This window comes from Tianweitania aestuarii (assembly GCF_018457165.1).
GTDB lineage: Bacteria > Pseudomonadota > Alphaproteobacteria > Rhizobiales > Rhizobiaceae > Tianweitania > Tianweitania aestuarii.
In genome coordinates, this window is sequence record NZ_JAFMNX010000003.1 from 48918 (window position 1) to 73425 (window position 24508).

Sequence of the window (24508 nt, forward strand, 5' to 3'; positions counted from 1 at the left end):
ATCAAGAGCTCAGGAAATCATCCATTCGGCATAGCGACGCTGAACTTCGGTGAGGTTGTCGCCCCACCAAACCGGATCAATGATGACGTTTTTTCCGTTGTCGAGATCTGGGAGGAAGGAGCCTTCGGGGCTTTGGCGCAGAGCATTGAGCGTCTCGAGATGGTTCGGCATGTAGAAGCCGGCAAGCGCCCAAGCTTTCTGCTGCTCGGGGCGCAAGCAGAACTCGATGAACTTCATCGCCGCTTCCTTGTTCTTCGATCCCTTCGGAATAGCGAAGAAGTCAAGTGCGTTGTTGGTTTGCTCGAAAGAGAACTCGAGAGGCGTGCCGCTATCTTGGAGCGCCTTCACACGGTTGTAGTAGCTATAGGAGAAGTCGGCTTCATTCTGGGCGACCGAGCTCGACTGCTCAGGCGTAGAGGACGCGAACTTCGATATGTGAGGCTTGAGCTGGTCGAGTTTGGCAAAGGCGCGATCCACATCCAGCGGATAAAGATCCTTAGGGGCGACACCATCGGCAACCAGTGCCATTTCCAGAGTTTCCTGCGCAAGCGAACGCATGCAGCGCCGACCTGGGAACTTTTCGACGTCGAAAAATCCTGAGAAGTCGGTGGGATGCTTGCCATCAGGATGGCGCTCGCTGTTCCATAGCAGCCCGCCGCTGTAGAGATAGATCGGCATATAATGCGAATGCGGTTTCTGAAGGAGGCCGGTCATCTCAGAGAGCGAAGGGTCGAGTTCTTCCCAGAGGTTTTCCTTGGCACCCGAGGTCGCAAAACCGGCCGGAGCGTCGATGATGTCCCACTGAACCGAGTTGCTGAGGACCTGAGCCTTCACCTTGGCCATGTCGCCATTGTCGACAAGCTGCACGGCAATATTGGTTTCGGCGGTGAAGGGTTCGACAAAAACCTTCTTCACCATCTCGTGGTAGTTGCCGCCCCATGATGTGACCGTGATAGTTGTGTCGGCAGCATGAGCGCGTCCGGTGATGACGGCAGGCATTGCAAGTGCGGCAACGCCCGCGCCAAGGCTGAGCGAGAAGTTTCGGCGGTTCATGCGGATTTGGTCGTTCATGCTGTGCTCCCTTTGTGTTTTCTCAGACGTTCTGGAAATCGGGGTCGGTCGGCAAAAGCCGGGCATCGTCTAGATCCCAACCGATCCGGACGGTTGAGCCGCGCGCGGGGCGCGAAATTGACGCGCCGCTCGGCTCCTGCACAATCATGCGTTTGCCACCGGGCAGTTCAAGGAAATGGCGCACGAAGCTGCCGAGGACGATGCTGTCGCGAACAGTTGCCTCGAGGCCGGCCCCAGGCGCGGATGCCTTATCGCTGACAAGGCGCATGGATTCTGGGCGGATCATGAGAACCGCTTCGCCGGAGATAGGCTCATCGGATCGCGCCGTCGGCAACGGAAACGTGCCATATGCCGTGTCGAGGCTTCGCGCCGTTGAGTTGATCTTGCCCTTGAGCAGATTGGAGCTGCCGAGGAAGTCAGCGGTGAAGAGCGTATCGGGACGGAAATAAAGGTCTTCCGGCTTGCCTTGCTGCTCGATGCGGCCCTTGCGCATCAGAACAATGCGGTCAGACATAGCCAGCGCTTCCTCTTGATCATGTGTCACATAGATCATTGTGATGCCGAGCTCGGCGTGGAGCCTCTTGATCTCGAGTTGCATGTCTTCGCGCAGCTTCTTGTCGAGCGCGCCCAGCGGCTCATCCATTAAGATGATCGATGGACGATAAACGATGCAGCGAGCAAGCGAGATGCGCTGCTGCTGGCCGCCGGAAAGCTGCTTGGGCTTCCGGTCGGCGACATGATCAAGCTGGATGAGCCGAAGCACATCACGAACACGCGTCTCGATCTCACTCTTCGGCATCTTTCTCACCCGAAGCGGAAAGGCGACGTTCTCGAACACCGTCATGTGCGGCATCAACGCGTAGTTTTGGAACACCATGCCGAGACCACGCTGATTGGTCGGCTGATTGGTTGCGTCCTTTCCATTGATCTCGATCTTACCCGCAGTCGGTTCAGTCATGCCAGATATCAGGTTGAGCAAGGTCGACTTGCCTGATCCCGAGGGTCCAAGCAGCGTGACGAACTCGCCTGGGGCGACGGACAGATCAACGGCATCCAGCGCTTTGAACGAACCATATGTTCTGGTCAGCGCGGTCACTCGGATCATGTCTTTGATTAAGGGCTGCATGCTGAAACTTCTTCAATTAGGACGCGCACGGGATGGCTCCCGCGCTTAGTCGTGACGATCCTTGCGCTCCAGCCACATCAGGCCAATGGCAAAGGTCAGGGATACGACGGTCAGGATCGTCGACACAGCAGCAATTACCGGGGATACCTCCCAGCGAAGGGCGCTGTACATCTTCACCGGCAGTGTTTGTGTGTCAGTGCCCGTAATAAAGTAGGCGACGATCACCTCGTCGAGCGAGATGAGAAAGGCGAAGAGTGCGCCGGCAGCGATGCCAGCACGCAGTTGCGGCAGCACCACCTTGAAGAAGATGCGCGTCTTTCCGGCTCCCATGATGAGCGCGACTTGTTCGTAGGACGGGTCTAGATGTCGGAGAGCCGCACCAACCGAAACCATCACGAAGGGCAGAGCCAACATGGAATGGGCGAGCACCACCGTCCAAGTACTGTCCACGAGCCCAATAGGCCCAAGCTGCAGATAAAGCCCGAGCGCCAGAACGACGACGGGAACCAATAGCGGCCCCATGGCCAACCCGCCGAGGATTTTGCCGCCAGGAAGGTTCGTACGTTGAAGCGCGTAGGCCGCAGGAACACCTAGGATGATGGTAACAAGCGTGACTAGCACCGCGATCTGCAGGCTCTGGATCAGCGATCCCCACCAAGCGGGATCTGCAAAGAACTGGCGATAAAGATCGAGGGTCCACACACGCGGAGGAAAGGTCATCTCGCCAGGCCCACCGAAGGAGATTGGTATGACGATCAGCGAAGGCACGAGAAGAAAGAGATACGTTACCCAGGCAATGCCTGGGACAAGACGGTTGGAGCGGCGTGAAAAGCTCATCGCGACATCTCCCTCATGCCTGCCGAGCCGCGGACCTTGCCCAACATCGCGACCAAAACACCCGATACAAACAGCAGAACCACGGCGATGGCCGATGCGAGCGGCCAATCAAGTGTTTGGCGCGTATAAAAATCGATGAGGTTTGCCATCATCATATCCTGACGGCCACCTAGCAGCGCTGGCGTGATGTACATGCCGATCGACAAAGTGAAGCTGATCAGGACGCCGGCTAATACACCCGGCATGCTCAGCGGCAAAGTAATACGGCGGAAAATGGTGAACCGAGATGCCCCCATGACTTCAGCCGCGCGACCAAGGTTTACGTCCTGCGTTAGAAGACTGCTGAGAATAGACAAGATCATAAACGGCAGGAGGTAGTTGGTCATGCCAAGGATGGCGCCAACCCGGTTGAAGACCATCGGGATATGGATGTCTTGGCCGGAGATGAAGCTCAGCGCATTGTTGATGATGCCGTCATAGCCAAGTAGCACGATAAGCGCGAAGCTCTTGACCAGAATGCTGGTCCAGAACGGAAGCATGACCATGACGAGGTAAGGCATGCGCCTCGATGGAGGCAGCCGCGAAAGGTGAAGGGCGACCGGGTAGCCAGCCAGAAGAGCAACGATGGTTGCTGTGAAGCTGATTGCGAATGTGGTCTGGAGCACCTTCCAGAATAGCGTGCTGGTCAGCAGCATCTCATAGGCACGAAGCGTAAAGCCATATTCGTAGACGCTCTGCCAGATCGTCCGCGCCAACGGAAGAACGAAGAACACCGCCAGCAGGGCTGCCATGGGCAGAAGCAGGGCAAGACCTGTCCAACGATCCAAGTAGGGCTTTGTATCTGACATAAGACGCAATCTGTTCCTACGGCATCCAAAGCCGTCTTCTTCGAAAGACTTGCATCAAAAAATCGCAGTGACAAGCAGAATTCTGAATAATGAAATATCAGGCCTAATTTTTCAGATATCTGCGTTTACCCAGAACACGACACATTGCGTAGTCCCGACGTTGAGGAAGCTGTGGGGCAACCCAGACGGGAATGAAAAACAATCGCCTTCACGCAACACGCGACTTCGACCTTCTATGACAAGCTCGAGCACACCAGACATCACGAGCCCGATTTCCTCGCCTTTGTGGACATAGGGCGCGGATCCCGAGCCTGATCCGGCCTCAATCACGAGGTAAAATCCCTTGAGCCTCTTGCTTGCCAGAGGTGAGATCAGGTCTTTGCGCAGACCTTCTGAGCGCAAGAAGGGTTGGCGCCTGTCTGCAGGTACGACATACGGGTCAGCGCGCCCTTCGTCACCAGACGGATCAATGAGCCATGCTGCCGACACGCCAAGAGCATCGCCCAAAGTAAACAAGGTTCGCACGGTTGGCGAAACTAAGTCCCGCTCGACTTGCGATAGTGTACCGATCGAAATACCGGACGCGGCCGCCAAATCAGCCAACGTCATCTTGCGGGCCTGACGCAACTCGCGAACGCGTGTACCGAGATGGGGAAGCTCTCCGAAATCATCCATGGCCCGCCGGCCAAGCCTAGAGGTCACTTCATCCATGGACTGATTCCGTATGATTTCGTTTGAACGCGATGATCACGCAACTCTGCTTGATGGCACAAGTAGTCGCACCACTCACCTCACGCAACACAGTTTTCAGAATTCCGAAATTTTTGATTGCGCGTTCCATCCGCGGTTCGTACACCGGGTGATCTGAAACGCGCCTGAGGATCCGTCGATGAGCCACTCCCCGAACTTCACCTTATGGCAGCGCAAAGCAGCCGACCTGAAGCTCGAGGGACGTGCTTTCATCAGCGGTGCTTATGTTGAAGCTTTAAGCGGTGAGCGCTTCGAGCGCATCAATCCCGCAACGGGTAAGGTGCTTGGCACGGTTGCCGCCGGCGACAAGGCCGATGTCGACTTGGCCGTCAAAAGCGCGCGCAAGGCTTTTGAGAGCGGCTTTTGGTCCAAGATGAGCCCAAGCGACCGTGGTCGGCGGCTTATCAGGTTCGCCGAACTGGTTGAACAACATGCTGAGGAGCTCGCCCTCCTCGAAACGCTCGATATGGGTAAGCCGATCAGCGACAGCGTTTCCGTGGATCTTCCACTGTCGATCACCTGTCTGCGCTGGTTTGGCGAAGCGGTCGATAAGGTTTACGACGAAATCGCCCCTACGCCAGGCACGGCCGTCGCCATGATGCGCCGCGCTCCGCTCGGCGTCGTTGCCGCCGTGGTGCCTTGGAATTTCCCGCTGATGATGGCTTGCTGGAAAATTGCGCCAATTTTAGCTGCCGGAAATAGCGTCATTCTCAAACCAGCAGAGCAGTCATCTTACTCGGCGATCCGGATTGCAGCACTGGCAGTCGAGGCTGGCATTCCGGAGGGCGTGTTCAACGTCGTGCCCGGCAAGGGCGAAACGGCAGGCAAGGCGCTCGGCCTGCACATGGACGTCGACTGCATCGCCTTCACGGGTTCGACGGATGTCGGCAAACTGTTCATGCAGTATTCAGGTCAATCCAACCTGAAGCGCGTCGGCCTCGAATGCGGCGGTAAGTCGCCCAACATCATCTTCGCCGACGCGCCTGACCTTCAGGCTGCAGCGGTTTCCGCAGCCTGGGGCATCTTCTACAACCAGGGTGAGGTCTGCAACGCTGGCTCCCGTGTACTTGTTGAGGAAAACGTGCGCGAAGAAGTCGTCGACATCATCGTCGAGACCGGAAAGTCAATGCGTGTCGGCGATCCGCTCGACCCGGCTACGCAGATCGGCGCTATGGTGGATGACCGGCAGGCTGCACGGGTCATGGAATACATCGCCAGCGGGAAGGCCGAAGGTGCTCGCATTGTGTCCGGTGGCCACCAACCAAGCGGCCTTCCCGGATGCTTCATCGAGCCAACCGTTTTCGACGGCGTGAAGCCGCAGATGAAGATCGCGCGTGAAGAGATCTTCGGACCCGTCTTGTCAGTCCTCTCCTTCTCTGACGAGGATCAGGCCATCAGCATCGCCAATGATACGATCTATGGCCTGGCCGCTGGCATGTGGACGCGTGACGTGAACCGTACCTTCCGCGTTTCCGACAAGCTGAATGCCGGCGTGGTCTGGGTAAACTGCTTCGACCACGGCCATATCTCTTCGCCTTTCGGCGGCTTCAAACAATCCGGCTTCGGTCGCGACAAGTCGCTGCACGCGTTGGACAAATACACCGACATCAAAACCACCTGGATCAATTTGGGTTAAAGGCACGGGCAATATGTCGATCAAGAAACTGACTGGGCTGATGCCAGCCCCCCCGACAGCCCTTGATGCTGATGGTCGTGCTGACCGTAACGCCATGCAGGCGCTGGTGCGTCACATGCTCGACAACGGCGCAACAGGACTGGTGCCCCTCGGCGGGACCGGCGAATACACGGCCCTGTCGCCAAAAATCCGGGTTGATACTGTTGAAGCCTGCGTTGAGGCTGCACGTGGCGCGCCCGTTTACGCTGGTGTCCTTGCGCCGGGGCTCGGCGATGCACTACCTGCCGCGCGTGACTTCAAAGCCGCCGGCGCTGATGGCATCATGCTCATCGCTCCTTATTACACAGGTATCACGCAGTCCCTGCTGATTGACTACGTCCGCAAGATCCGTGACACGGTTGATCTGCCGATCCTGTTCTACGACAATCCGGCCCGAAGCCGCCTTGTGGTCAAGGCGGAGACGATTGCCAAGCTCGCTGAGGATCGCACGATCATCGGTATGAAGGCATCAAGCACCGACCTTTACCATTTCGACAATGTGCTTCGCAGCGTAGGCCCCGATTTCGCAGCCTTGAGCGGATGGGATACGCTGTTTGCGCAACAGGTCGCCATGGGCGCATGTGGCGGTGTTCTGACAACGGGTGTTCTGATCCCTGGCATCTGGCCCGAGATCCAGAAGCTCGCAGAAGAAGGCCGCTTCAAGGAAGCACTGGCGCTCCAGCGGCTCCTGAACCCTCTTATGGATGCGCTGTTTGCTGAAGAAAATCCCGCTCCAATTCGCGCTGCGCTTCGCTTGATCGGCATAGAAACAGGTCAGTCTCCCCTCCCGGTGCCACCGGCCTCGGAAGTGCTCAACGGTCGCTTGGAAGCGATCCTGAACAACCTGCGTGCCGCTGGGGCCGTCTCGCTTCCGGCAACCTGACCAGGACCGCGTGCGCCATGGATGAAACCGCCCGCACCTCCGTCTATGCGCTGGATCGGCCTACTGCCATTACCTATCCGGCGCTTGCGGGTCCCTGCATCTCAGACATCGCGATTATCGGCGGCGGTTTCACTGGACTGTCGGCGGCACTTCACGCCGCAGAAGCAGGTGCAAGTGTAACGGTCCTGGAAGCGCATCAGCCAGGCTGGGGAGCGTCAGGTCGTAACGGCGGTCAACTGAATCCAGGTCTCAAATACGATCCGAGCTGGTTCATCAACAAGCTAGGCGAGAAGCGCGGCAAGATGCTGGTGGACCTTGCATGGTCTTCCGTAGATCGTTTGGCAAACATCATCGAGCGAACCGGCATAGACTGCGCGCTGCGCCGCCAAGGCACGATCCGAGCAGCCGTGAAACGCGACGACATCGCCGCCGTGGAAGCCACCCAGCGCGACATGCGCGCCTTCGGCATGCCCGTTGATTGGCTCGATCGTTCAGCTTTGGCGAAGCTTGTGGGCCATGACCATTATCAGGGCGGCTTCCTCGACCACCGCGGCGGCGACCTAGACCCATTGCGTCTGGCTTTAGGTCTAGCAAAAGCCGCTGAAAATGCCGGGACTGCGATCCACGGGAACAGCCGCGTTGTTTCCCTGCGCCACGACGGCCACAATTGGGTACTGACCACAAACGCGGGAGCAACCCTCAAGGCCAAGCGCGTTCTGGTCTGCTGCAATGGCTATGCTGACAACCTCATTCCCGGCCTTCGTCAATCCCTAGTTCCTGTCTTCAGCTCGGTTCTTGCGTCGAACCCGCTGCCGGACAACTTGGTCGGACGCATCATGCCCGGCCGTCAGTCCCTCTACGAGTCTGGCATGGTGGTGGTTTATTACCGCGTCGACAGCAACAACCGCCTGATCATCGGCGGACGTGGACCGATGCGTCCGACAACATCTCCCGATGCACTGAAGCCAATCGCTAGGCATGCTCAGTCGCTATGGCCTGAGCTGAAGCAGGTCGGCTGGCAGACTGCTTGGAATGGACGGGTCGCCGTTACGAAGGACTACCTGCCGCACTTCCACGCTCTCGATGACGGCCTGTACACGCTTTATGGCTACAACGGTCGCGGCGTGGCCCTTTCGACAGCACTCGGCGAGCCCTTGGCTAAGCTTCTGGTCGGCGAAATCAATGCCGACGAAATACCAATTCCAGCCTCAACCATGCAGCCGATCGCTTTGCACGCTTTCTGGCCTTTTGGTGTTCATGCAACAATTGCCATGTCGCGATTGAAGCAAAGCTTCCGACGCTAAGAGCCTCGCCGCACGTGGTCAGCTCACGCAGCGGCTGGCTGTGGCTGGCCGAAAGCTGACTGGCAGCTTTTGTGCAACGCAGACGTGAAAGCTGCCGTTCAGCTATCGACCCCTTCTTGGCCGTAGACAGCTCCTTGGTAGATTTGCCTAAACGGACTTTGCGGGTTTTACGAACTCAGACGGCGCCTAAACGTCGCCGCTGCGCGCGGTTCGAAAATTAGAACTGCTTCGACACCTTTGCTTCGATCCGGTGATCTTGGGCGTTGCCGTTCGTGCCAAACTCGGTGTTGTAGTTGAGGCCTAAGCCCCATCCGGTGGCAAATTGGGCATCGATGCCAAGTCCGAGCGTGATGTTGTCCTTGCTGAACACGTCGGCATCCAATGAATAGGGCAGATTATCGCCTAGATCCGCATAGCCCAGATCAACACGGCTCGAGCCGTCGAAATCGTGTGAGTATTCGATCCGACCCTTTGGCGTGAGCGTGCCCCAGGGACGGGAGATTTCCTTTTCCAGCCGCAGCCCGATCAAAGCAGAGGACGTGGTGACCTGCTGCTCGCCGAACCGCAGATTGAAGATGCCTGCGCCGTTTTCGCTATAAGCGTCGAGGTTGGACCTAGAACCTTCGTAGCCTGCATAAGGCGACACGAGCCAGCCGTTCTTCTTGTGCTCATAGGCAAGCGTCAGGGATCCGAATACCTGCTCGCCAGAGCGCTCGCCTCGCGCCTGAAGATTCTGGTCGGTCACAGCACGCCGCGTATCGAAGCTCAGTTTACCGTAGCCGAGCACGCCATCGACATAAATGTTAGCCAAGGGCGAGTAGCTGCCATAGAGCGCACCGCTGTAAGCGCGTGCGCTCGTTTCCGAACCTCGGTCGCCGATCTCGCTCTTGTCGCGACCGACACCGAAGCCGACACCACCCACGAACTGCGAGGAGAAGCGATAATCTACGCCGGCGCTTATGCCGACAAGCGTCTGGTCAAGCTCGATGCCGTCATTATCGCGGGAACCGAAGTTGATGAAGCCGCCTGTCCACAACGCGGCATTGCCGAAACGACGGCGGGCCTGCGACTCGGATGGCAAGGCAATCGGCTTGCTGTCATTGGCGTAACCGAGCACGGCGAGCGTTGCGGGATCGGTGCCGCGACGCTCTTCTTCTGCATAATACGATAGTGGCCGGTTGTCGTTGGTCTGACCGCCGCCCAGCGTGATGCCGAACGATCCCTGCAGACGGGTTTCTTCGTCATGGGTCTGCTCAAGACGGTCTCGGAAATTCCTGATCTGCGCACGCGCCATGCGCTGGGTGGATTCGACCTGCGCACTGACCAAGCCAATCACTTCCGCATCCTTCGACGGATCAGGACGGGCTGTCACCATGAAGGTCACGGTTGCCGGTGCCGAGGTCGCGAACTGATTGGACAAGGTATATGTCGCCACGGTCTGCCCCGATGCATCGGCACCGGCGGCAAACACGAGGTCATAGTCCGCACCCGACCGCACGATCCGTGCTGTGCCCAGCGATGAATCGGATACACTCACCAGCGTTGCATTGGTGAACGGGCCGCCTCGGGCACCTTCCGTCAGCCGGACGGTGGTTGTTGTTCCGGCAAGCAGGCCGGCCGACTGGTCCTGCGCAACGGGGATCTCGCCATCAACGGTGAGCGAGACATCTTCGGTCCCGGCAAAGCCGTTGGCGTCGGTTGCCTTGATCGTGAATGCAAAGCTGCCTCCCGTCTGCGGGGTGCCTGACAGACGCCCTTCCGTGTCCAAAGCCAAACCTGGCGGCAGGGTGCTGCCAGACACGGCGAAGCTGTAGGGCGCTGCTCCACCCGATGCAGCGAAGGTCACAGCATAGGCGTTTCCAGCGGTGGCGTTCGACAAGGAGGCTGGTGTGATCGAGATCTCAGGCGCATCGACCTGCAGCGTGTAGGCTTGCGTGGCCGTGAAGTTGCCGCGGTCCGTTGCCGTTACGGTGAAGGCGAAGCTGCCTGACACTGTAGGTGTGCCGGACAAGGATCCACTGGCGCCAAGCGTCAGCCCGCTAGGCAAGGCGCCTCCTGTGACCGTGAAGCTGTAGGGCGTCAATCCACCTGACGCCGAAATTGTTTGCGCATAGGGCGTACTGCCGGTTGCGGCGGGGAGCGAACCCGGTGCCACGACGATGGTCGGTGCCGCAACATCAAGCGTGAAGGCCTGCGTTCCGACGAAGCCATTCGCGTCCGTTGCCGCTGCCGTCAAAGGAAAGCTGCCGGCCTCCGTCGGCGTACCCGACAGCGTGCCGTCGGCCGCCAGGGTCACCCCTGCCGGAAGAGCGCCCGATGACACAGCGAACGCATATGGTGCCGCGCCGCCGGTCGCACTGAGCGTCTGGCTAAACGATACGGCGACGACAGCCTTCGGCAAACTCGAGGGCGACAAAGCGATGCCGGGCGCCAAGACCGCCAATGTGTAGGCCTGGGAGCCGGTATAAGTTCCGCTGTCCGTTGCTGTCACTGTGAAGTTGAAGCTGCCCGCAACCGTGGGTACCCCAGACAGTGCCCCGTCCAGAGCAAGGCTAAGGCCAGTCGGCAGAGTGCCGGACGTCACCTTGAAGGTGTAATCGCCCAATCCGCCTGAAGCCGAAATCATTTCGGCGTAGGCCGCGCTGCCGGTCGCTGCAGGAAGCGAGCCGGGTGCCAGGACGATGGCTGGAGCAGAGACGTCAAGCGTGAAGGTTTGCGTGCCGGCAAATCCGTTGGCATCCGTGACCGTAACCATCAGAGAGAAGCTGCCGGCCACTGTCGGCGTGCCCGACAGCTTGCCGTCGGCTGCAAGCGTCACCCCTGTCGGAAGCGCGCCCGAAGAGACGGCGAATGCATAGGGTGCTGCCCCACCAGAGGCGCTGAGCGTCTGGCTGAACGCGACGGCGACGGCAGCCTTCGGAAGGCTTGATGGCGACATGGCAATGCCGGGTGCCACAACCGTCAACGTATAGGCCTGAGAACCCGTGAAGCTGGCGTTGTCCGTTGCAGTGACGGTGAAGTTGAAGTTACCTGAAACCGTTGGCACCCCCGACAATGTGCCATCGGCGGCAAGAGCCAAACCTTTCGGCAAGGTGCCGGCTGTTACCGCGTAGGTGTAGGGCGCAAAGCCGTTGGATGCCGTTAACGTCTGGGAATAGGCCGTGCTGCCCGGTGCACTGGGCAGCGTTGTCGGTGTCAGCGCAATCGCTGGCGATGAAACTGCAAGCGTGTATTGGCGCTCACCGCCATTACCGTTGCTGTCCGTGGCAGTCGCCGTGAAGGTGAAGCTGCCGCTCTGACGCGTCGAGCCCGACAATGTGCCAGCCGACGAGAGGGTGATGCCGGACGGCAGCGCACCTGAAGTCACGGAGAAGGTATAGGGCGCCGCGCCACCGGTAGCCTTTAGTGTCTGGCTGTAATCGATGCCGGCGCTGGCTGGGCCGACCGTGGCAGGCGCCACCACAATCGTCGGTTCAGCCACGATAAGAGTGTAGGAGGCGGTGGTCGAATACGGGCCACTGCCGGTACTAGACTCGGTTGCTGTCACGCTGAAAGCATAGCTCCCCGCAGCCGTTGTCGTTCCAGACAAGGCTCCGCCCGTTGATAGCGTCAAACCAGCCGGCAGCGCTCCCGCTGTCACAGCAAAGCTGTAAGGCGCGGTCCCTCCGGAGGCAGTCAAAGTTTGGCTGTAGGCGATCCTGGTTGTTGCGTCAGGCACGGACAACGGCGCGATCGCTAGCGTAGGTGCGCCGATCCGGAACGTGTAGCTCTGAACGCCCGGGTTGCCGTTTGCATCCGTTGCCGTGACATCAAAAGAGAAGGCGCCACCGGATGTGGGAGTGCCGGAGATGGTGCCGGCGGTGGTCAGCGTCACACCGGCGGGTAGCGCACCTGACGTCGCAGCATAGGTGTAGGGCGCTGTACCGCCAGCTGCTGTAATCGTCTGACTATATGCCTGCGCCACTGTGCCATCAGGCAAGGCGTTGGGTGCAAGCGTGATCGTCGGAGCGGCGACGTTCAGCGTATAGGATCGGGATCCGCTGTAAGGGCCAGTGCCGGTGCTTGAATCGGTTGCTGTTGCCGTGAAGGTAAATTGCCCTGCGACAGTCGGGGTGCCAGACAGCGCTCCGTTCAACGCTAACGTCAACCCGTTCGGCAATGAGCCTGCGGTCACGGCGAAGCTGTGAGGTGCCGTGCCCCCAAAGGCCGTCAGCGTCTGGCTGTAAGCGACATTTCGCGTGGCGTTGGCCAAGCTGGCCGGAGCCACGACGATTGTTGGCGCCTCAACCGTCATCGTATACGAACGGCTGCCTGAATAAGGACCCGAAGAGCCACTTGCGTCGGTAGCCGTGACAGAAAAGTTGAAACTCCCCCCACTCCTCGGTGTTCCGGACAGGACGCCATTCGATGTGAGTGTCAAACCTGTCGGCAAAGCGCCTGCTGAAAGCGTAAATGTATAGGGAGCATTCCCCCCGCTGGCGTCGAGCGACTGCGAATAGGCTGAGCCGATCATGGCATTGGGCAGAGCGGCAGGGAACACGGAAATTGTCGGGGAGGTGACCGTGATGCTGATTGTTGCCGGCGTTGAGGTCGCCACACCGTTGCTGGCAGAAAAAGTAAAGCTGTCCGAGCCGCTGAAACCGACGCTGGGAGTATATGTCAGGTTTGGTGCCGTTCCGGACAGCGTTCCCCCTGTGGGGGCAGCCGTGACTGAGTAGGTCAGCGGCCTTGCAGGCGAATTCGGATCGTTGCCCGTCAGAGTGATGGCTGTAGCCGTTTGAAACCCGGCGGTGACGCTCTGGCTGTTAGCGGTCGGCGACAGCGTGATGATGACGAACGTGTTCGTGGACGAGAATGGCGAAACGCTCGCGCCGACGGCTTGGGCAGTTGCGGCAACAGTATGCGATGCAGCAGTAAGGCTTGCCGGTTGGGTCAGGCTGAAGCTGCCGGCCTGTGATGCTGTCGTGGTTCCGATTGAGACGCCATCAACGTAAACTGTGACCGTGCTGTTGGCTGGTGCAGTCCCTTGATAGGTTGGCGTAGCCGTCGAAACGAAAGCACCGTTGGCAGGCGTCGTGACGACCGGCGTTGGGGTGGTTGGTTGCCGCACGATGTGGTTTGGCCCCGTGGCGTTCGCTGCCGAACAGCCGTTGCCGCCTGCGTAACTTGCAGACACGGGAAAAGAGCCGCCGGTTGCGAGCGTCGTTTGAAAACTTGCCGTCCCCTGGGCGTCATAAGAATTCACAACCCGAATGGCTGCATCCTGCGTCGTCGCTCCAATCTTCAGCGTCACCACGCCGGTCGGAGCCAGGCCAGCATTACAGCCCTGGGAACCAATCGTTGCGGTAACGGTGACCGGTTCGTTTGGATTTGTCGGGTTGGGAGATGACGACACCGACAGGGAAATCGGGCCGCCACCCACACGAGAAACTCTTACCGGAGCACTGGTGACTTGAAGCGGCGCGCCGCCTCTCGCGACTGCGTTGAACTGTACGAAGTCGATGAACTCGCCGGATGAAGCATCAGGAGCGGAGACAGTGTATGGCGACGTGGTGCAAGTGATGTTGACGTTAGTCACACCCGTCTGAAACGGAGAGCACGTCATCGCGAGTTCTTTGATGAGCGTTGTGCCTGGAGTGAATGAATCGATGGCATAATTGCCGGAGTTAAAGAGGTAAGTGAAGGTGATGCGATCACCTGCATTCGTGAACTGACTTGGATTGGCTGACCCGTTTACCTGCTGCGCATGAGCAGTGCCGATTAGACTTACTACAGCAAAGACAATGAACGCGGCCACCGCAGCGATGCGCCGCGCTATGGATGATACCGACATGATCCACGTCCCCCGAAGCTGATCAACCTTCCCCAAGGTCGTCTGCTTTGCTCCTAGAAGTGAGGAAGGTAAGGGTCAACACAGATGAACGATCAAGCCGATCGAAATGCGCATTCAACCTTGCGAAGGTATCATAGTTACCACACCCAGCGACAGCATATCACTGAACCAGGCTGACGACTTTGCTCCGATCAAAGAAGGTTGGATGCTTGAGCATACTGATCCAAGATTGAATTACATCAAGAAAAAGATGGCAAGTTGGCTGTCATTTGGATTGTTGTTCACGCTTGATGCCCTCGGTAAGGTTGCGAGATGTCGGAACTCTGAAGTCAACGATTCCCAACAAACAATGTCGTTATGATCACCTCTGGGAGCGGCAGCTATGCTGTGTCCTTGCCTAAAGCTACCTGTCCGCTTTCCAGCATAGGTTGCCGGAGATAACCGAACTCGGCTGCCGGACGGGAAATGATTTCCTAAGGCAGTCTCTGGCCGTAACCGGACTGTCCGCTTCCGGGGAGTACTAGGCGGAAAGCTGCCGTTCTGATCTGCGTAACTAGGCAAAGTTTGCCTGGTCAGTTTTCGACCCCATCTCGGACGTTCAGGCAAGTGCCGGCCCATTCCGAATAGCAGTCGTGGCAGACCTCAAAGCGGCAAATCTCTAAATCATCTATGCAGCGATCAATCACCTGCATATTCTGGATACGTGGCGACGACCAAAAGATGCCTAGGCACTAAAAGCAGGATCGAACTCAACCTGGTCGATGAGCATTACGGATCCCAGTCGCGCCGTCACAAGCAGAACAGTCGGCCGGTCCAAGTGCCCTTCAACAGTGCCCAGCGTGACGCTATCTCGCAGATCGCAAGATAAAAGCGTGATTGCCGGTTCGCGCTCGATCATCGAGCGAACGATCGCCTGCAAAGGCATCACATCGCGCTCGCCACTCTCGAATAGCTCCTTGGCTGCCAGCATCCCTTTGTAGACCGTAGGTGCCACCTTTCTCTCTTCTGGGGTCAGGCGGGCGTTGCGGGAAGAGGCTGCCAAGCCATCTGGTTCGCGAACAGTCGGCACGCCGATGATGGCAGTCCTCATCGACAAGTCGAATGCCAAACGTCTGATCACAGTCAGTTGCTGAAAGTCCTTTTCACCGAAGTAGGCTCGATCAGGCTCCGCTAGGTTAACCAGCTTGGTGACCACTGTCGCAACGCCACGGAAGTGACCTGGACGCTGCTCGCCAATGAGGATGGTCGAAAGCCCGGGGACCTCGACGACAGTTTGAAGTGGCTCAGGATAGATGTCCGACACGCCTGGGTGGAACACGGCATTTTTGCCCCGACCTTCCTTCCGGCATTCCAGGCATGCCGCTCTCGTGCGGCGGGATCATACTGAGAAATTCCCATTGTTGTTCTCCTTCGGCCACTCCGGCCTGGAGGAAAACGGAGCGAATGGAGATATGGCGTCTGCTGGTCTGCGCAGATGTAGGCTTTCGCCGATCGCCAAGCGAACGACAACATTCCGCCTTGGCCAAGTCAATGAGCCTGATTTAGACAGTTCTGCTCCCTGCAGGAAATGATTTCCTAGAGCCGTCTCGTGGCCGAAAGCCGACGGTCTGCTCTCAGAATCGCGCAGACAATTAGCTGACGTTAAGTTCCGATTCGCCAATTAGGCGCTGACACCCTCCGTATCAAAGGCAACTGCGCCACTCATCCTATCTCAGCCCATGCGTTCCGAGGCATAGGATCCCGGACTGGCGGGGAAAACGATCGTGCGGTTTCCGTCGATGAATGTGCGGTGATGGATATGCGCGTGAATGGCACGAGCAAGCACCTGGCTTTCTACGTCGCGGCCAATGGCGACATAATCTTCGGCGCTTTGTGCATGCGTCACGCGGGCGACGTCCTGTTCGATGATCGGGCCTTCGTCGAGGTCGGCCGTGACGTAATGGCTGGTCGCGCCAATCAGCTTCACACCCCGTTCGAAGGCCTGCTTGTAGGGGTTCGCACCCTTGAAGCTCGGTAGAAAGGAATGATGGATGTTGATGATGCGGCCAGACATCTGGCTGCACATGCGGTCGGAAAGAATCTGCATGTAGCGTGCAAGCACGATCAGCTCGGTTCCGGTCCTGTCCACCACGTCGAGGATTCGCGCCTCCGCTTCCTGCTTGTTGGCCTTTGTAACAGGGATATGGTGGAACGGGATGTCATGGTTGACGACAACTTTCTGGTAGTCGAAATGGTTTGACACGACGCCTGTTATGTCGATCGGCAGAGCGCCGATCTTCCAGCGATAAAGCAGGTCGTTGAGGCAGTGGCCGAAACGCGAAACCATGAGAAGAACCTTCATGCGCTTCACTCCGTCATGAAAGTCATAGGTCATGCTGAAGCGGGATGCGACGGTCCTAAAGCCCGCTTCGATTTCTTCTAGACTGGCTTTCTCTTCTGAGATGAAGCTGACGCGCATGAAGAACATGCCGGAAACGAGGTCATCATATTGCGAGGCGTCGACGATGTTGCAGCCAGCCTGCGCCAGATAGCCTGAAATGGCAGCGACAATGCCGCGCTCGGACTTGCACTTCACGGTTAGAACGTGGCGAGCGGGCATCATCATATGTGTTCCATTCGGTTCTTAAACACCGTTCCGCGCCTCTCTGATCAGCGATCCAGAAACTCGGCGCTCATTGTTTCCAGGTCGTGCCAAAGGCTTTCGGCGAAGCTGCGCAAAACGGTGAGTTCGAAGCGGTCGCGATCGAGGCGCGCGATATGCGTGGTGATGTGTCCAATCAGCGCGGTGGTCGCAGCACCGATTTTGAAGTCAAAAAGATCGACCGCCATGCCCTTCGCAAGCACGTCGTCGACGGCTGCACCTTCCATCGCGATCCGAACGCGGCCATGGCTTTGATCCGTGACGGAGAAGATGTCTGGCAGATCGAGCCTGAGCATCGGCTGGCCGCTTATCGCGAACCACTGATCCGGTCCGTTGGTGCGGATCACCAGCCCCGCCGCGTCTGCCGCGGCTTCAAGGGCAGGCAATTCGGCTTGTGGGCCCCTCACCTCCAGCAAGGTACCTTCCGGCATCGGCGCAAGGCGGATGCGCTCGCCTACCAGTGGCTCTTTGGTCAGGGCTGGGCGATGGATGAGGTCAGGCATGGAGCTTCTCGTTCGCCGGGTCGAAGAAAACAGGGTCGCAGATCCGAGCAGGCGTGAACTCGTTCAAAAGCCCGTTCCACACGACGACTTCCTCGCCATGGCGATCCGGCCCATTGACGATCAGGGCCAGGGCGATCGGTGACTGAAGGGTTGGCGACCAGGCATAGGAGGTCACGTAGCCCTGGTCGTTTTCGAGCGTGGCTTCAGCCCCCTTGCTCAGGATATGCGCTCCGCCCTTGAAGGTGTGCGCAGGATCCAGCGGCATCACTCCAGCGAGACGCAGACGGCTTGGGTGGGACAATCCTTCGCGCGACAGCATCTGTTTGCCGATGAAATCCTGCTTGGTTCGGGAGACCATCTTGCCGAGCCCGACGTCGGCAGGCGTTACGGTGCCGTTGATCTCGGAATGCGTAATGAAGCCTTTTTCAACGCGCATCACGCCAAGCGCTTCGACGCCATAAGCGCAGATGCCGTGTGGTTCGCCGAGCGCCATAAGCGCATCGGCGACGCTTTCGCCATAACCGGCGGGCACGGCGATTTCGTAGGCAAGTTCTCCGGAAAATGAAATCCGGAAAAGCATGCCTGTGAGCTTGCCGCCAAAGAGGGAAACTTCGCGCGCGGCAAGGAAGCCGAATGCGGCTTCGGAAATATCCTCGTCGACAATGCCTTGCAGGATGGTGCGAGCCTTCGGCCCGGCAATTGCCATCTGGGCCCACTGATCGGTGACGGAAGCGAGCCGCACATCCAGTTCGGGCCACAGCGCCTGGGCGCAGAATTCCAGATGGCTCATCACGGGCGCGGCATAGGCGGTCGTGGTGGTCATGTAATACCGGTTTTCGCCGAGACGGCTCGTCGTGCCATCATCATAGATCATGCCGTCTTCGCGCAGCATCAATCCATAACGAGCCTTGCCGACCGGCAGTTTTGCGAACCCATTCGCGTAAACGCGATCCACGAAGGTGGTGGCATCACGCCCCGTGATCTCGATCTTGCCAAGCATGGACACGTCGCAAAGACCGGCATTGGAGCGAACATTCAGAACTTCGCGATCGACGCTTTCGCGCCAGGCCGTCTCGCCCTCGCGCGGGAACCAGGCGGAGCGGTACCAAAGCCCGGTGTCGACAAACACGGCACCATGTTTGGCCGCCCAGTCATGCAGCGGCGATTTGCGCACGGGCTGGAAGTGCTTGCCCTTGGAAGCACCGCTCAGCGCTCCAAACGAAACGGGGGTGTAGAACGGCCGGAAGGTCGTGGTGCCGACCTCCGCCGGCGATAAGCCACGTGCTTGCGCCAAGAGCCCGATGGCGTTGACGTTGGAAAGTTTACCCTGGTCGGTAGCCATTCCATTCGTCGTGTAGCGCTTGGCCAGCTCGACATGGCCGTAACCTTCCTGGGCGGCAAGCTTGAGATCGGCGCGGTGAACGTCGTTCTGAAAGTCGACGAAAGCTTTGCCTATAACGTCCGGAATGAACCACAGCGGCCGGCTGGGTCTGTTCTCCATCTCCCCTTCCACGGAAGCAGACATGGCGGCAGCACTCTTGCCCATCATTGATGCCAAGCCAGCAGCTTGCGTAGATCCTTGCGCGACGCTTTCCGCGATGTTGCCCGCGCCTGTCACGGATCCAGCCAGTGCAATGCCCTTGAGATCGTCGGGGGCAAGGAACGCCGCTCGTTCGTCCGACCATTGCGCCTTGCCACCCCGATGCAGAGCAAGGTGGATCACAGGGCTGAAGCCGCCGGACATCCCCAGTGCATCGACATCCATTGTCTCGAAACGGCCATCATGCTTGATCCGGATTGAAGTCAGCGACTTGCCACCGAAAGCATCGGTCACCACCGCATTGCGGATGATGCGGGCTTGGCCGCTATAGGCCGGTCCGTCCGCACGGCTGTCGATGATGGCTGTCAAAGCGACGCCAGCGCTTTCCAGATCCGAGCCAAGCGCATAACCGCTGTTGTTCGTGGTGAAGATCGCGACTTTCTTGCCTGGGGCCACGCCGAAGCGGTTGAGATAGCTGCGCATGGCCGTGGCAGTCATGACGCCTGGCGTGTCATTGCCACCGAAAACCAGCGGTCGCTCTTCCGCGCCCGTTGCCAAGATCGCGTGCTTGGCTGCGATGCGCCAGAAGCGCTCCACCGGCCTGTTGGCTGCGGGCACCGCAACATGCTTCTGCACGCGTTCAAGCGCGCCGAAGACATTGCTGTCGAACCAGCCCAGCACCGTCGTTCGTGGCAAAAGCCGTACATTGGGCAGGCTGCGCAGTTCTTCGACGCAGCGCGCAGAGAACTCCGGCGCCGACACGCCATCGATCACAGCCGTTTCCGAGAGCAGCGAACCGCCCAAGGCATGATGCTCGTCAGCCAGAATGACGCGCAGGCCTGCACGACCGGCCGTCAATGCAGATGACAGTCCAGCGGGTCCCGAACCGACAACCAGCAGATCACAATGCGCCCACACCTTCTCGTAGGCATCTGGATCCGCCTCGTAGGTTGCACGTCCCAAGCCTGCCGCCTTGCGGATGAAAGGCTCATACAGCTTCTCCCAAAAGGCTGCCGGCCACATGAAGGTCTTGTAGTAGAAGCCGGCGCCGAGAAAGGGCGAGAGCAGGCTGTTCAGTGCCCCAACGTCGCGATCAAGCGAAGGCCAGCGGTTCTGGCTTACCGCCTCAAGACCGGCATACAGCTCCTGCATGGTGGCACGTGTGTTCGGTTCCGTGCGGCCGCCGCTGCCGATCGTCATCAACGCATTGGGCTCGGCGGCACCCGCGGTCAGGATGCCGCGTGGCCGATGATACTTGAAGCTGCGACCAACCAGCCGCTGACCGTTGGCAAGCAATGCGGAGGCAAGCGTATCGCCGGCATGGCCCGTGAAGCTGCGACCGTCAAAGGTGAAGTCCAGCGTGGTTGCTCGGTCAACGAGACCACCCTGGTTCAAGCGATAGGAGGTCATGTGGGAGCCCTTTCCGCGGCATCGCGGCAATCCTCGACTGCATGGCTCGCCGTATCCCGCGTCACCACCAGCCAGCGCCGACAGCCCGAAACATGATGCCAATATTCCTCGTAACGACCGCGAGGATTGGTGCGCAGGAAGACATAATCGTACCACTCGCCCTGGGGGGCGTCAGGCGCGGGACGAGCAAGTGCAGCGCCCTTGATGGCGAATTCTTCCTTGGGGCGCTGACCGCAATGCGGACAGGTAATAAGGCTTGCCATGACAGATCCTAATGCAGGTTCGGTTGAGGCCCGTAGCCACGTTCGTCGATGGCGTAGCCGCGCTCGAAGCGGTCGAGCCGCATCGCTGTCGTTGTCGGGTGCGGTTCGCCGCGTGCAAGCAGATGGGCAAAGCAGAAGCCGGAAGCGGGCGTCGCCTTGAAGCCGCCGTAGCACCAGCCTGCATTGAGATAGAGATTGTCGATGGGGGTGCGGTCGATGATCGGAGAACCGTCCATCGACATGTCCATGACGCCGCCCCAGGAGCGCAGATAGCGGACGCGCGAGAGTGCGGGGATCATGGCGATACCCGCTTCAGCCACATGCTCCACGATGGCCAGATTACCGCGCTGGGCATAGGAATTGTAACCGTCGATGTCGCCCCCGAAGACGAGGCCGCCCTTGTCAGACTGAGAAATATAGAAGTGCCCGGCCCCGTACACGACCACCGTGTCCAGGAACGGCTTCAAGCCCTCGGAAACAAAGGCTTGAAGCACATGGCTTTCGATCGGCAGCTTCAGATCCGCCATTTCGGCCACGCGTGAAGAATTGCCGGCAGCGGCCAGACCCAGCTTGTTGCAGCCGATGAAGCCCTGGCTGGTGTCGACGCCGACCACCCGCCCGTTTTCGCGGCGAATGCCAGTGACCTCGCAATCCTGGATGATGTCGACGCCACGCTTGTCGGCAGCCCGCGCGTAACCCCAGGCGACCGCATCGTGACGCACCGTGCCGCCGCGCCGTTGCATCAAGCCGCCCTTGATCGGAAAGCGCGCGTTGTCGAAGTCCATAAACGGCATCATCGACTGGACCTTTGCGCGATCAAGCAGTTCTGCATCGACGCCATGCAGCCGCATGGCATTGCCGCGCCGGATATAGGCATCACGCTGGGCATCGGTGTGGAACAGGTTGATGACGCCGCGCTGCGACACCATCGCGTTGAAGTTGAGATCCTGTTCCAGACCTTCCCAGAGTTTCAGCGACAGTTCGTAGAACGGGTTGTTGCCCGGCAGAAGGTAGTTCGAGCGGATGATCGTGGTGTTACGGCCGACATTGCCGGATCCGATATAGCCTTTCTCCAGCACGGCGACATTGGTGATGCCGTGCTCCTTGGCCAGGTAATGCGCTGTCGCCAGCCCGTGTCCGCCGCCACCCACGATGATCACGTCATAATGGGCTTTCGGCTTCGGAAAGCGCCAAGCGCTAGTCCAGCCGAGTTGGCGGGCAAAACCGTTGCGAAGAATGGAAAGAGCCGAATAGCGCATCGTTTTCCCTGACAGATCGAACCCGAACGCGGAAACCGCATCAAGCGCGCAGTTTGCGGCCTTCTGGATCAAACAACGGTTGCTCAAGGATAACCGCCTTGTGCGGACGCCCCAGGATGGCAATCGACACCTGATCGCCAGCCTTCGCCATGCCAGCTTTGACATAGCCCAGCGCCAGTGAACGACCGACCGAGTAGCCATAAGCGCCGGTGGAAACATTGCCGAGCGGCGTGCCATCCGGCAAGAACACCGGCTCGCCGCCTGTTGCATCAGCGTCCGTGACGTCGATGTCGAACATCACAAGTTGTTCGCGCGCAGGCTTCTCGGCGATCGCAAAATAGGCGTCACGGTTGAGGAAATCGCCCTTGTCCAGCTTCACCAGACGCTCGAAGCCGACTTCCTGCGGCCAGTATTCCGGCGAATATTCACGGCCCCAGCTGCCGTAGCCCTTTTCAACGCGCAGCGATGAAAGCGCGCGCCCTCCAACGGGACCGCCACCCACCTTGGCAACCGCGTCGAGCAGCGCAGCGTAAAGCGTTTCCTGATCCTCGACCTTGCAGTGCAGCTCCCAGCCGAGATCGCCCGTAAACGACACGCGCAAAGCCAGAACAGGAACGCCGGCAACGGTGATCGCCTGCGACCGCATGAAGGGAAAGGCTTGCGTCGAAAGATCGGCAGATGTCAGCGGCTGCAGCACCTCGCGTGCAAGCGGTCCTGCAACGTTGAACCCGCACATCGCTTCCGTTTCTGACACGAAGCTGGTTCCCTCCGGCAAAGGCACGGCGCGGAAGAAGCGCAGATGGTAGCGCTCGGCCATGCCCGAACCGATCACCATGAACTCGGTCTCGGCAAGCTTCGTGACCGTGAAATCGCCGGCGATGCCACCGCGCTTGCCGATCAGCGGCGAAAGGCAGGAGCGGCCGATGACGCTCGGCATGCGGTTGGCGAGTACCGAATTGAGCCAGCCTTCGGCATCAGGACCTTTCACGCGGTACTTCGCGTAATTGGATATATCGATGACGCCGACCTTCTCGCGCAGCATCCGGGCTTCGCGGCCAACCGGCTCCCACCAGTTCTGGCGCTTGAAGCCGATCGTTTCCTCGGTCGGCTCACCTTGCGCGGCATACCAAAGCGGGTGTTCCCAGCCGAAGTTCAGGCCGAACACGGCACCCATGGCCTTCTGCATGTCATAAACAGGCCGCGTGCGCACCGGCCGGCCGGCAGCACGCTCTTCATTGGGGAAATGAATCTTGAAGCGATGGGCATACTGGTCCTGCACGCGCGCCTTGGTGAACGCCTTGTTGGCCCAAGAGCCATATCGGGCGAGATCCCAGCCGAACATGTCGAGCGTCGGTTCGCCCTCGACGATCCATTCCGCCGACAAGCGGCCGAGCCCACCCGACTGCGAGAAGCCGGGAATGATCCCGTTGCAGCAGAAGTAATTCGACAGTTCCGGCACAGGACCGAAAAGAGCGGCACTATCCGGCGACCAGATCATCGGACCGTTGATCACGCGCTTGACGCCTGTTTCACCAACAGCCGGGACCCTGTCGATGGCGCGCATCATGTTTTCTTCGATGCGCTCCATGTCGTCGGGGAAAAGCTCATGACCGAAGTCGGGCGGCGTACCGTCTTCGGCCCAGAACCGCATGTCCCTTTCATAAGCCCCAACCAGCAGGCCAAGACCTTCTTGGCGAAGGTAATACTCACCATCGCGATCCGAAACCGATGGAAGACGGCGACCCATTTCGGCGATCTGCGGAATGGTTTCCGTGACGAAATACTGGTGCTCGGTCGGAATGAGCGGAAGCGTCACGCCGGCCAACGCGGCGACTTCGCGCGCCCAAAGGCCGGCCGCATTGACCACCCACTGCGTGTGGATGTCACCTTTGGTGGTGCGCACGATCCATGATCCGTCCGCCTGCTGTTCGGTGCCGATAACGGGTGTGAAGCGGTGGATCTGCGCGCCACGCTGGCGTGCGCCTGCTGCATAGGCTGCCGTCACACCGGACGGATCGACATTGCCGCCTTCCGGTTCGAACATGATGCAGCGAATGCCGTCATAATCAACTAGTGGATGCAGCCGCTCTGCTTCATCCCGGGTGACTTCATAGAAGTTCATGCCATAGCGCTTGGCCTTGGCTGCCTGAAGCCGGAGCTGGTGTTCGCGCGCTTCGGTTTGAGCGAGGTAAAGCGAGCCTGGCTGGAAAACGCCGCAGCTTTGTCCCGTTTCTTTTTCCAGCTCCTTGTAAAGGCCCATCGTGTAATGCTGGAGCCGGCTGATGTTTGTGGAATCGTGCAAGCCATGGATGTTGGCGGCAGCATGCCAGGTCGAGCCCGAGGTCAGCTCGTCACGCTCGAGCAGCACAACATCGGTCCAGCCGAGTTTGGTCAGGTGATAAAGGATCGAGCAGCCGATAAGCCCGCCGCCGATAACAACTGCCTGAGCGTGGGTGCGCATTGCGGTGGTTCCCTTGATCGTAAGTCTTGTTTGACGCGGCGCCGCTGCCACATACCCGATGATCAGGGCGTGCGGTTCCGCTGCTGCTTCATGGGAAGCAGCAC

Annotated in this window: 16 protein-coding genes; 3 read left to right on the forward strand and 13 right to left on the reverse strand. The window is 59.2% G+C overall.

Translation table 11 applies throughout. The features are described 5' to 3' along the window. Window positions 1-9: 9 nt before the first annotated feature. From JYU29_RS12130 to JYU29_RS12150, 5 genes are all read right to left on the reverse strand, one after another. Window positions 10-1071, reverse strand: a complete 1062-nt coding sequence (locus tag JYU29_RS12130; protein WP_213985099.1) for an ABC transporter substrate-binding protein — start codon at window positions 1069-1071, stop codon at window positions 10-12. A 22-nt stretch (window positions 1072-1093) separates the two neighbouring features. Further along, entirely contained in the window at window positions 1094-2197 is a 1104-nt protein-coding gene (locus JYU29_RS12135) for an ABC transporter ATP-binding protein (protein ID WP_250157418.1), read from the reverse strand. A gap of 45 nt (window positions 2198-2242) precedes the next feature. Then, entirely contained in the window at window positions 2243-3034 is a 792-nt protein-coding gene (locus JYU29_RS12140) for an ABC transporter permease (RefSeq protein ID WP_213985100.1), read from the reverse strand. Further along, window positions 3031-3882 (reverse strand): ABC transporter permease, encoded by an 852-nt coding sequence (locus JYU29_RS12145; RefSeq protein WP_213985101.1) that lies wholly within the window; start codon window positions 3880-3882, stop codon window positions 3031-3033. The genes JYU29_RS12140 and JYU29_RS12145 overlap by 4 nt, the downstream gene beginning before the upstream one ends. A 111-nt stretch (window positions 3883-3993) precedes the next feature. Next, the gene (locus tag JYU29_RS12150) at window positions 3994-4593 is read right to left on the reverse strand and encodes a helix-turn-helix domain-containing protein (protein ID WP_213985102.1); all 600 of its coding nucleotides are present in this window, start codon (window positions 4591-4593) and stop codon (window positions 3994-3996) included. A 178-nt stretch (window positions 4594-4771) separates the two neighbouring features. On the opposite strand from JYU29_RS12150, the gene JYU29_RS12155 reads away from it, so the two are divergent. From JYU29_RS12155 to JYU29_RS12165, 3 genes are read left to right on the forward strand one after another with little or no spacing between them, the layout of a single operon-like run. Then, window positions 4772-6268, forward strand: a complete 1497-nt coding sequence (locus JYU29_RS12155) for an aldehyde dehydrogenase (protein WP_213985103.1) — start codon at window positions 4772-4774, stop codon at window positions 6266-6268. Window positions 6269-6281: 13 nt separating this feature from the next. Continuing rightward, window positions 6282-7190 (forward strand): dihydrodipicolinate synthase family protein, encoded by a 909-nt coding sequence (locus JYU29_RS12160; RefSeq protein ID WP_213985104.1) that lies wholly within the window; start codon window positions 6282-6284, stop codon window positions 7188-7190. Window positions 7191-7207: 17 nt separating this feature from the next. Then, window positions 7208-8494 carry an NAD(P)/FAD-dependent oxidoreductase gene (locus JYU29_RS12165; protein WP_213985105.1) on the forward strand — a complete coding sequence of 429 codons (1287 nt, stop codon included), beginning with the start codon at window positions 7208-7210 and terminating at the stop codon, window positions 8492-8494. Window positions 8495-8711: 217 nt separating this feature from the next. On the opposite strand, the gene JYU29_RS12170 is transcribed toward JYU29_RS12165, so the two are convergent. The 8 genes from JYU29_RS12170 to JYU29_RS12205 form a co-directional block, all read right to left on the reverse strand. Then, window positions 8712-13916, reverse strand: coding sequence for a putative Ig domain-containing protein (locus tag JYU29_RS12170; RefSeq protein ID WP_213985106.1), 5205 nt, complete (start codon window positions 13914-13916; stop codon window positions 8712-8714). Window positions 13917-15051: 1135 nt separating this feature from the next. Next, complete coding sequence (locus JYU29_RS12175; RefSeq protein ID WP_213985107.1) at window positions 15052-15630, reverse strand: 4-phosphopantoate--beta-alanine ligase; 579 nt, start codon at window positions 15628-15630, stop codon at window positions 15052-15054. A 408-nt stretch (window positions 15631-16038) separates the two neighbouring features. Continuing rightward, complete coding sequence (gene purU / locus JYU29_RS12180; protein WP_213985553.1) at window positions 16039-16926, reverse strand: formyltetrahydrofolate deformylase; 888 nt, start codon at window positions 16924-16926, stop codon at window positions 16039-16041. A gap of 50 nt (window positions 16927-16976) precedes the next feature. Further along, the gene (locus JYU29_RS12185; protein ID WP_250157420.1) at window positions 16977-17471 is read right to left on the reverse strand and encodes a sarcosine oxidase subunit gamma; all 495 of its coding nucleotides are present in this window, start codon (window positions 17469-17471) and stop codon (window positions 16977-16979) included. Next, entirely contained in the window at window positions 17464-20421 is a 2958-nt protein-coding gene (locus JYU29_RS12190) for a sarcosine oxidase subunit alpha family protein (RefSeq protein ID WP_213985108.1), read from the reverse strand. The genes JYU29_RS12185 and JYU29_RS12190 overlap by 8 nt, the downstream gene beginning before the upstream one ends. Continuing rightward, window positions 20418-20684, reverse strand: a complete 267-nt coding sequence (locus tag JYU29_RS12195) for a sarcosine oxidase subunit delta (protein WP_213985109.1) — start codon at window positions 20682-20684, stop codon at window positions 20418-20420. The genes JYU29_RS12190 and JYU29_RS12195 overlap by 4 nt, the downstream gene beginning before the upstream one ends. 8 nt (window positions 20685-20692) lie before the next feature. After that, entirely contained in the window at window positions 20693-21943 is a 1251-nt protein-coding gene (locus JYU29_RS12200; RefSeq protein WP_213985110.1) for a sarcosine oxidase subunit beta family protein, read from the reverse strand. A 40-nt stretch (window positions 21944-21983) separates the two neighbouring features. Next, complete coding sequence (locus JYU29_RS12205; protein ID WP_213985111.1) at window positions 21984-24404, reverse strand: GcvT family protein; 2421 nt, start codon at window positions 24402-24404, stop codon at window positions 21984-21986. Window positions 24405-24508 lie beyond the last annotated feature (104 nt).

What these genes read in the sequence shown, in the direction of transcription:
- JYU29_RS12130 (WP_213985099.1), bottom strand. Translation starts at nt 1,071, where the DNA reads ATGAACGACCAAATCCGCATGAACCGCCGAAACTTCTCGCTCAGCCTT.
- JYU29_RS12135 (WP_250157418.1), bottom strand. Translation starts at nt 2,197, where the DNA reads ATGCAGCCCTTAATCAAAGACATGATCCGAGTGACCGCGCTGACCAGA.
- JYU29_RS12140 (WP_213985100.1), bottom strand. Translation starts at nt 3,034, where the DNA reads ATGAGCTTTTCACGCCGCTCCAACCGTCTTGTCCCAGGCATTGCCTGG.
- JYU29_RS12145 (WP_213985101.1), bottom strand. Translation starts at nt 3,882, where the DNA reads ATGTCAGATACAAAGCCCTACTTGGATCGTTGGACAGGTCTTGCCCTG.
- JYU29_RS12150 (WP_213985102.1), bottom strand. Translation starts at nt 4,593, where the DNA reads ATGGATGAAGTGACCTCTAGGCTTGGCCGGCGGGCCATGGATGATTTC.
- JYU29_RS12155 (WP_213985103.1), top strand. Translation starts at nt 4,772, where the DNA reads ATGAGCCACTCCCCGAACTTCACCTTATGGCAGCGCAAAGCAGCCGAC.
- JYU29_RS12160 (WP_213985104.1), top strand. Translation starts at nt 6,282, where the DNA reads ATGTCGATCAAGAAACTGACTGGGCTGATGCCAGCCCCCCCGACAGCC.
- JYU29_RS12165 (WP_213985105.1), top strand. Translation starts at nt 7,208, where the DNA reads ATGGATGAAACCGCCCGCACCTCCGTCTATGCGCTGGATCGGCCTACT.
- purU (WP_213985553.1), bottom strand. Translation starts at nt 16,926, where the DNA reads ATGCCCGCTCGCCACGTTCTAACCGTGAAGTGCAAGTCCGAGCGCGGC.
- JYU29_RS12185 (WP_250157420.1), bottom strand. Translation starts at nt 17,471, where the DNA reads ATGCCTGACCTCATCCATCGCCCAGCCCTGACCAAAGAGCCACTGGTA.
- JYU29_RS12190 (WP_213985108.1), bottom strand. Translation starts at nt 20,421, where the DNA reads ATGACCTCCTATCGCTTGAACCAGGGTGGTCTCGTTGACCGAGCAACC.
- JYU29_RS12195 (WP_213985109.1), bottom strand. Translation starts at nt 20,684, where the DNA reads ATGGCAAGCCTTATTACCTGTCCGCATTGCGGTCAGCGCCCCAAGGAA.
- JYU29_RS12200 (WP_213985110.1), bottom strand. Translation starts at nt 21,943, where the DNA reads ATGCGCTATTCGGCTCTTTCCATTCTTCGCAACGGTTTTGCCCGCCAA.
- JYU29_RS12205 (WP_213985111.1), bottom strand. Translation starts at nt 24,404, where the DNA reads ATGCGCACCCACGCTCAGGCAGTTGTTATCGGCGGCGGGCTTATCGGC.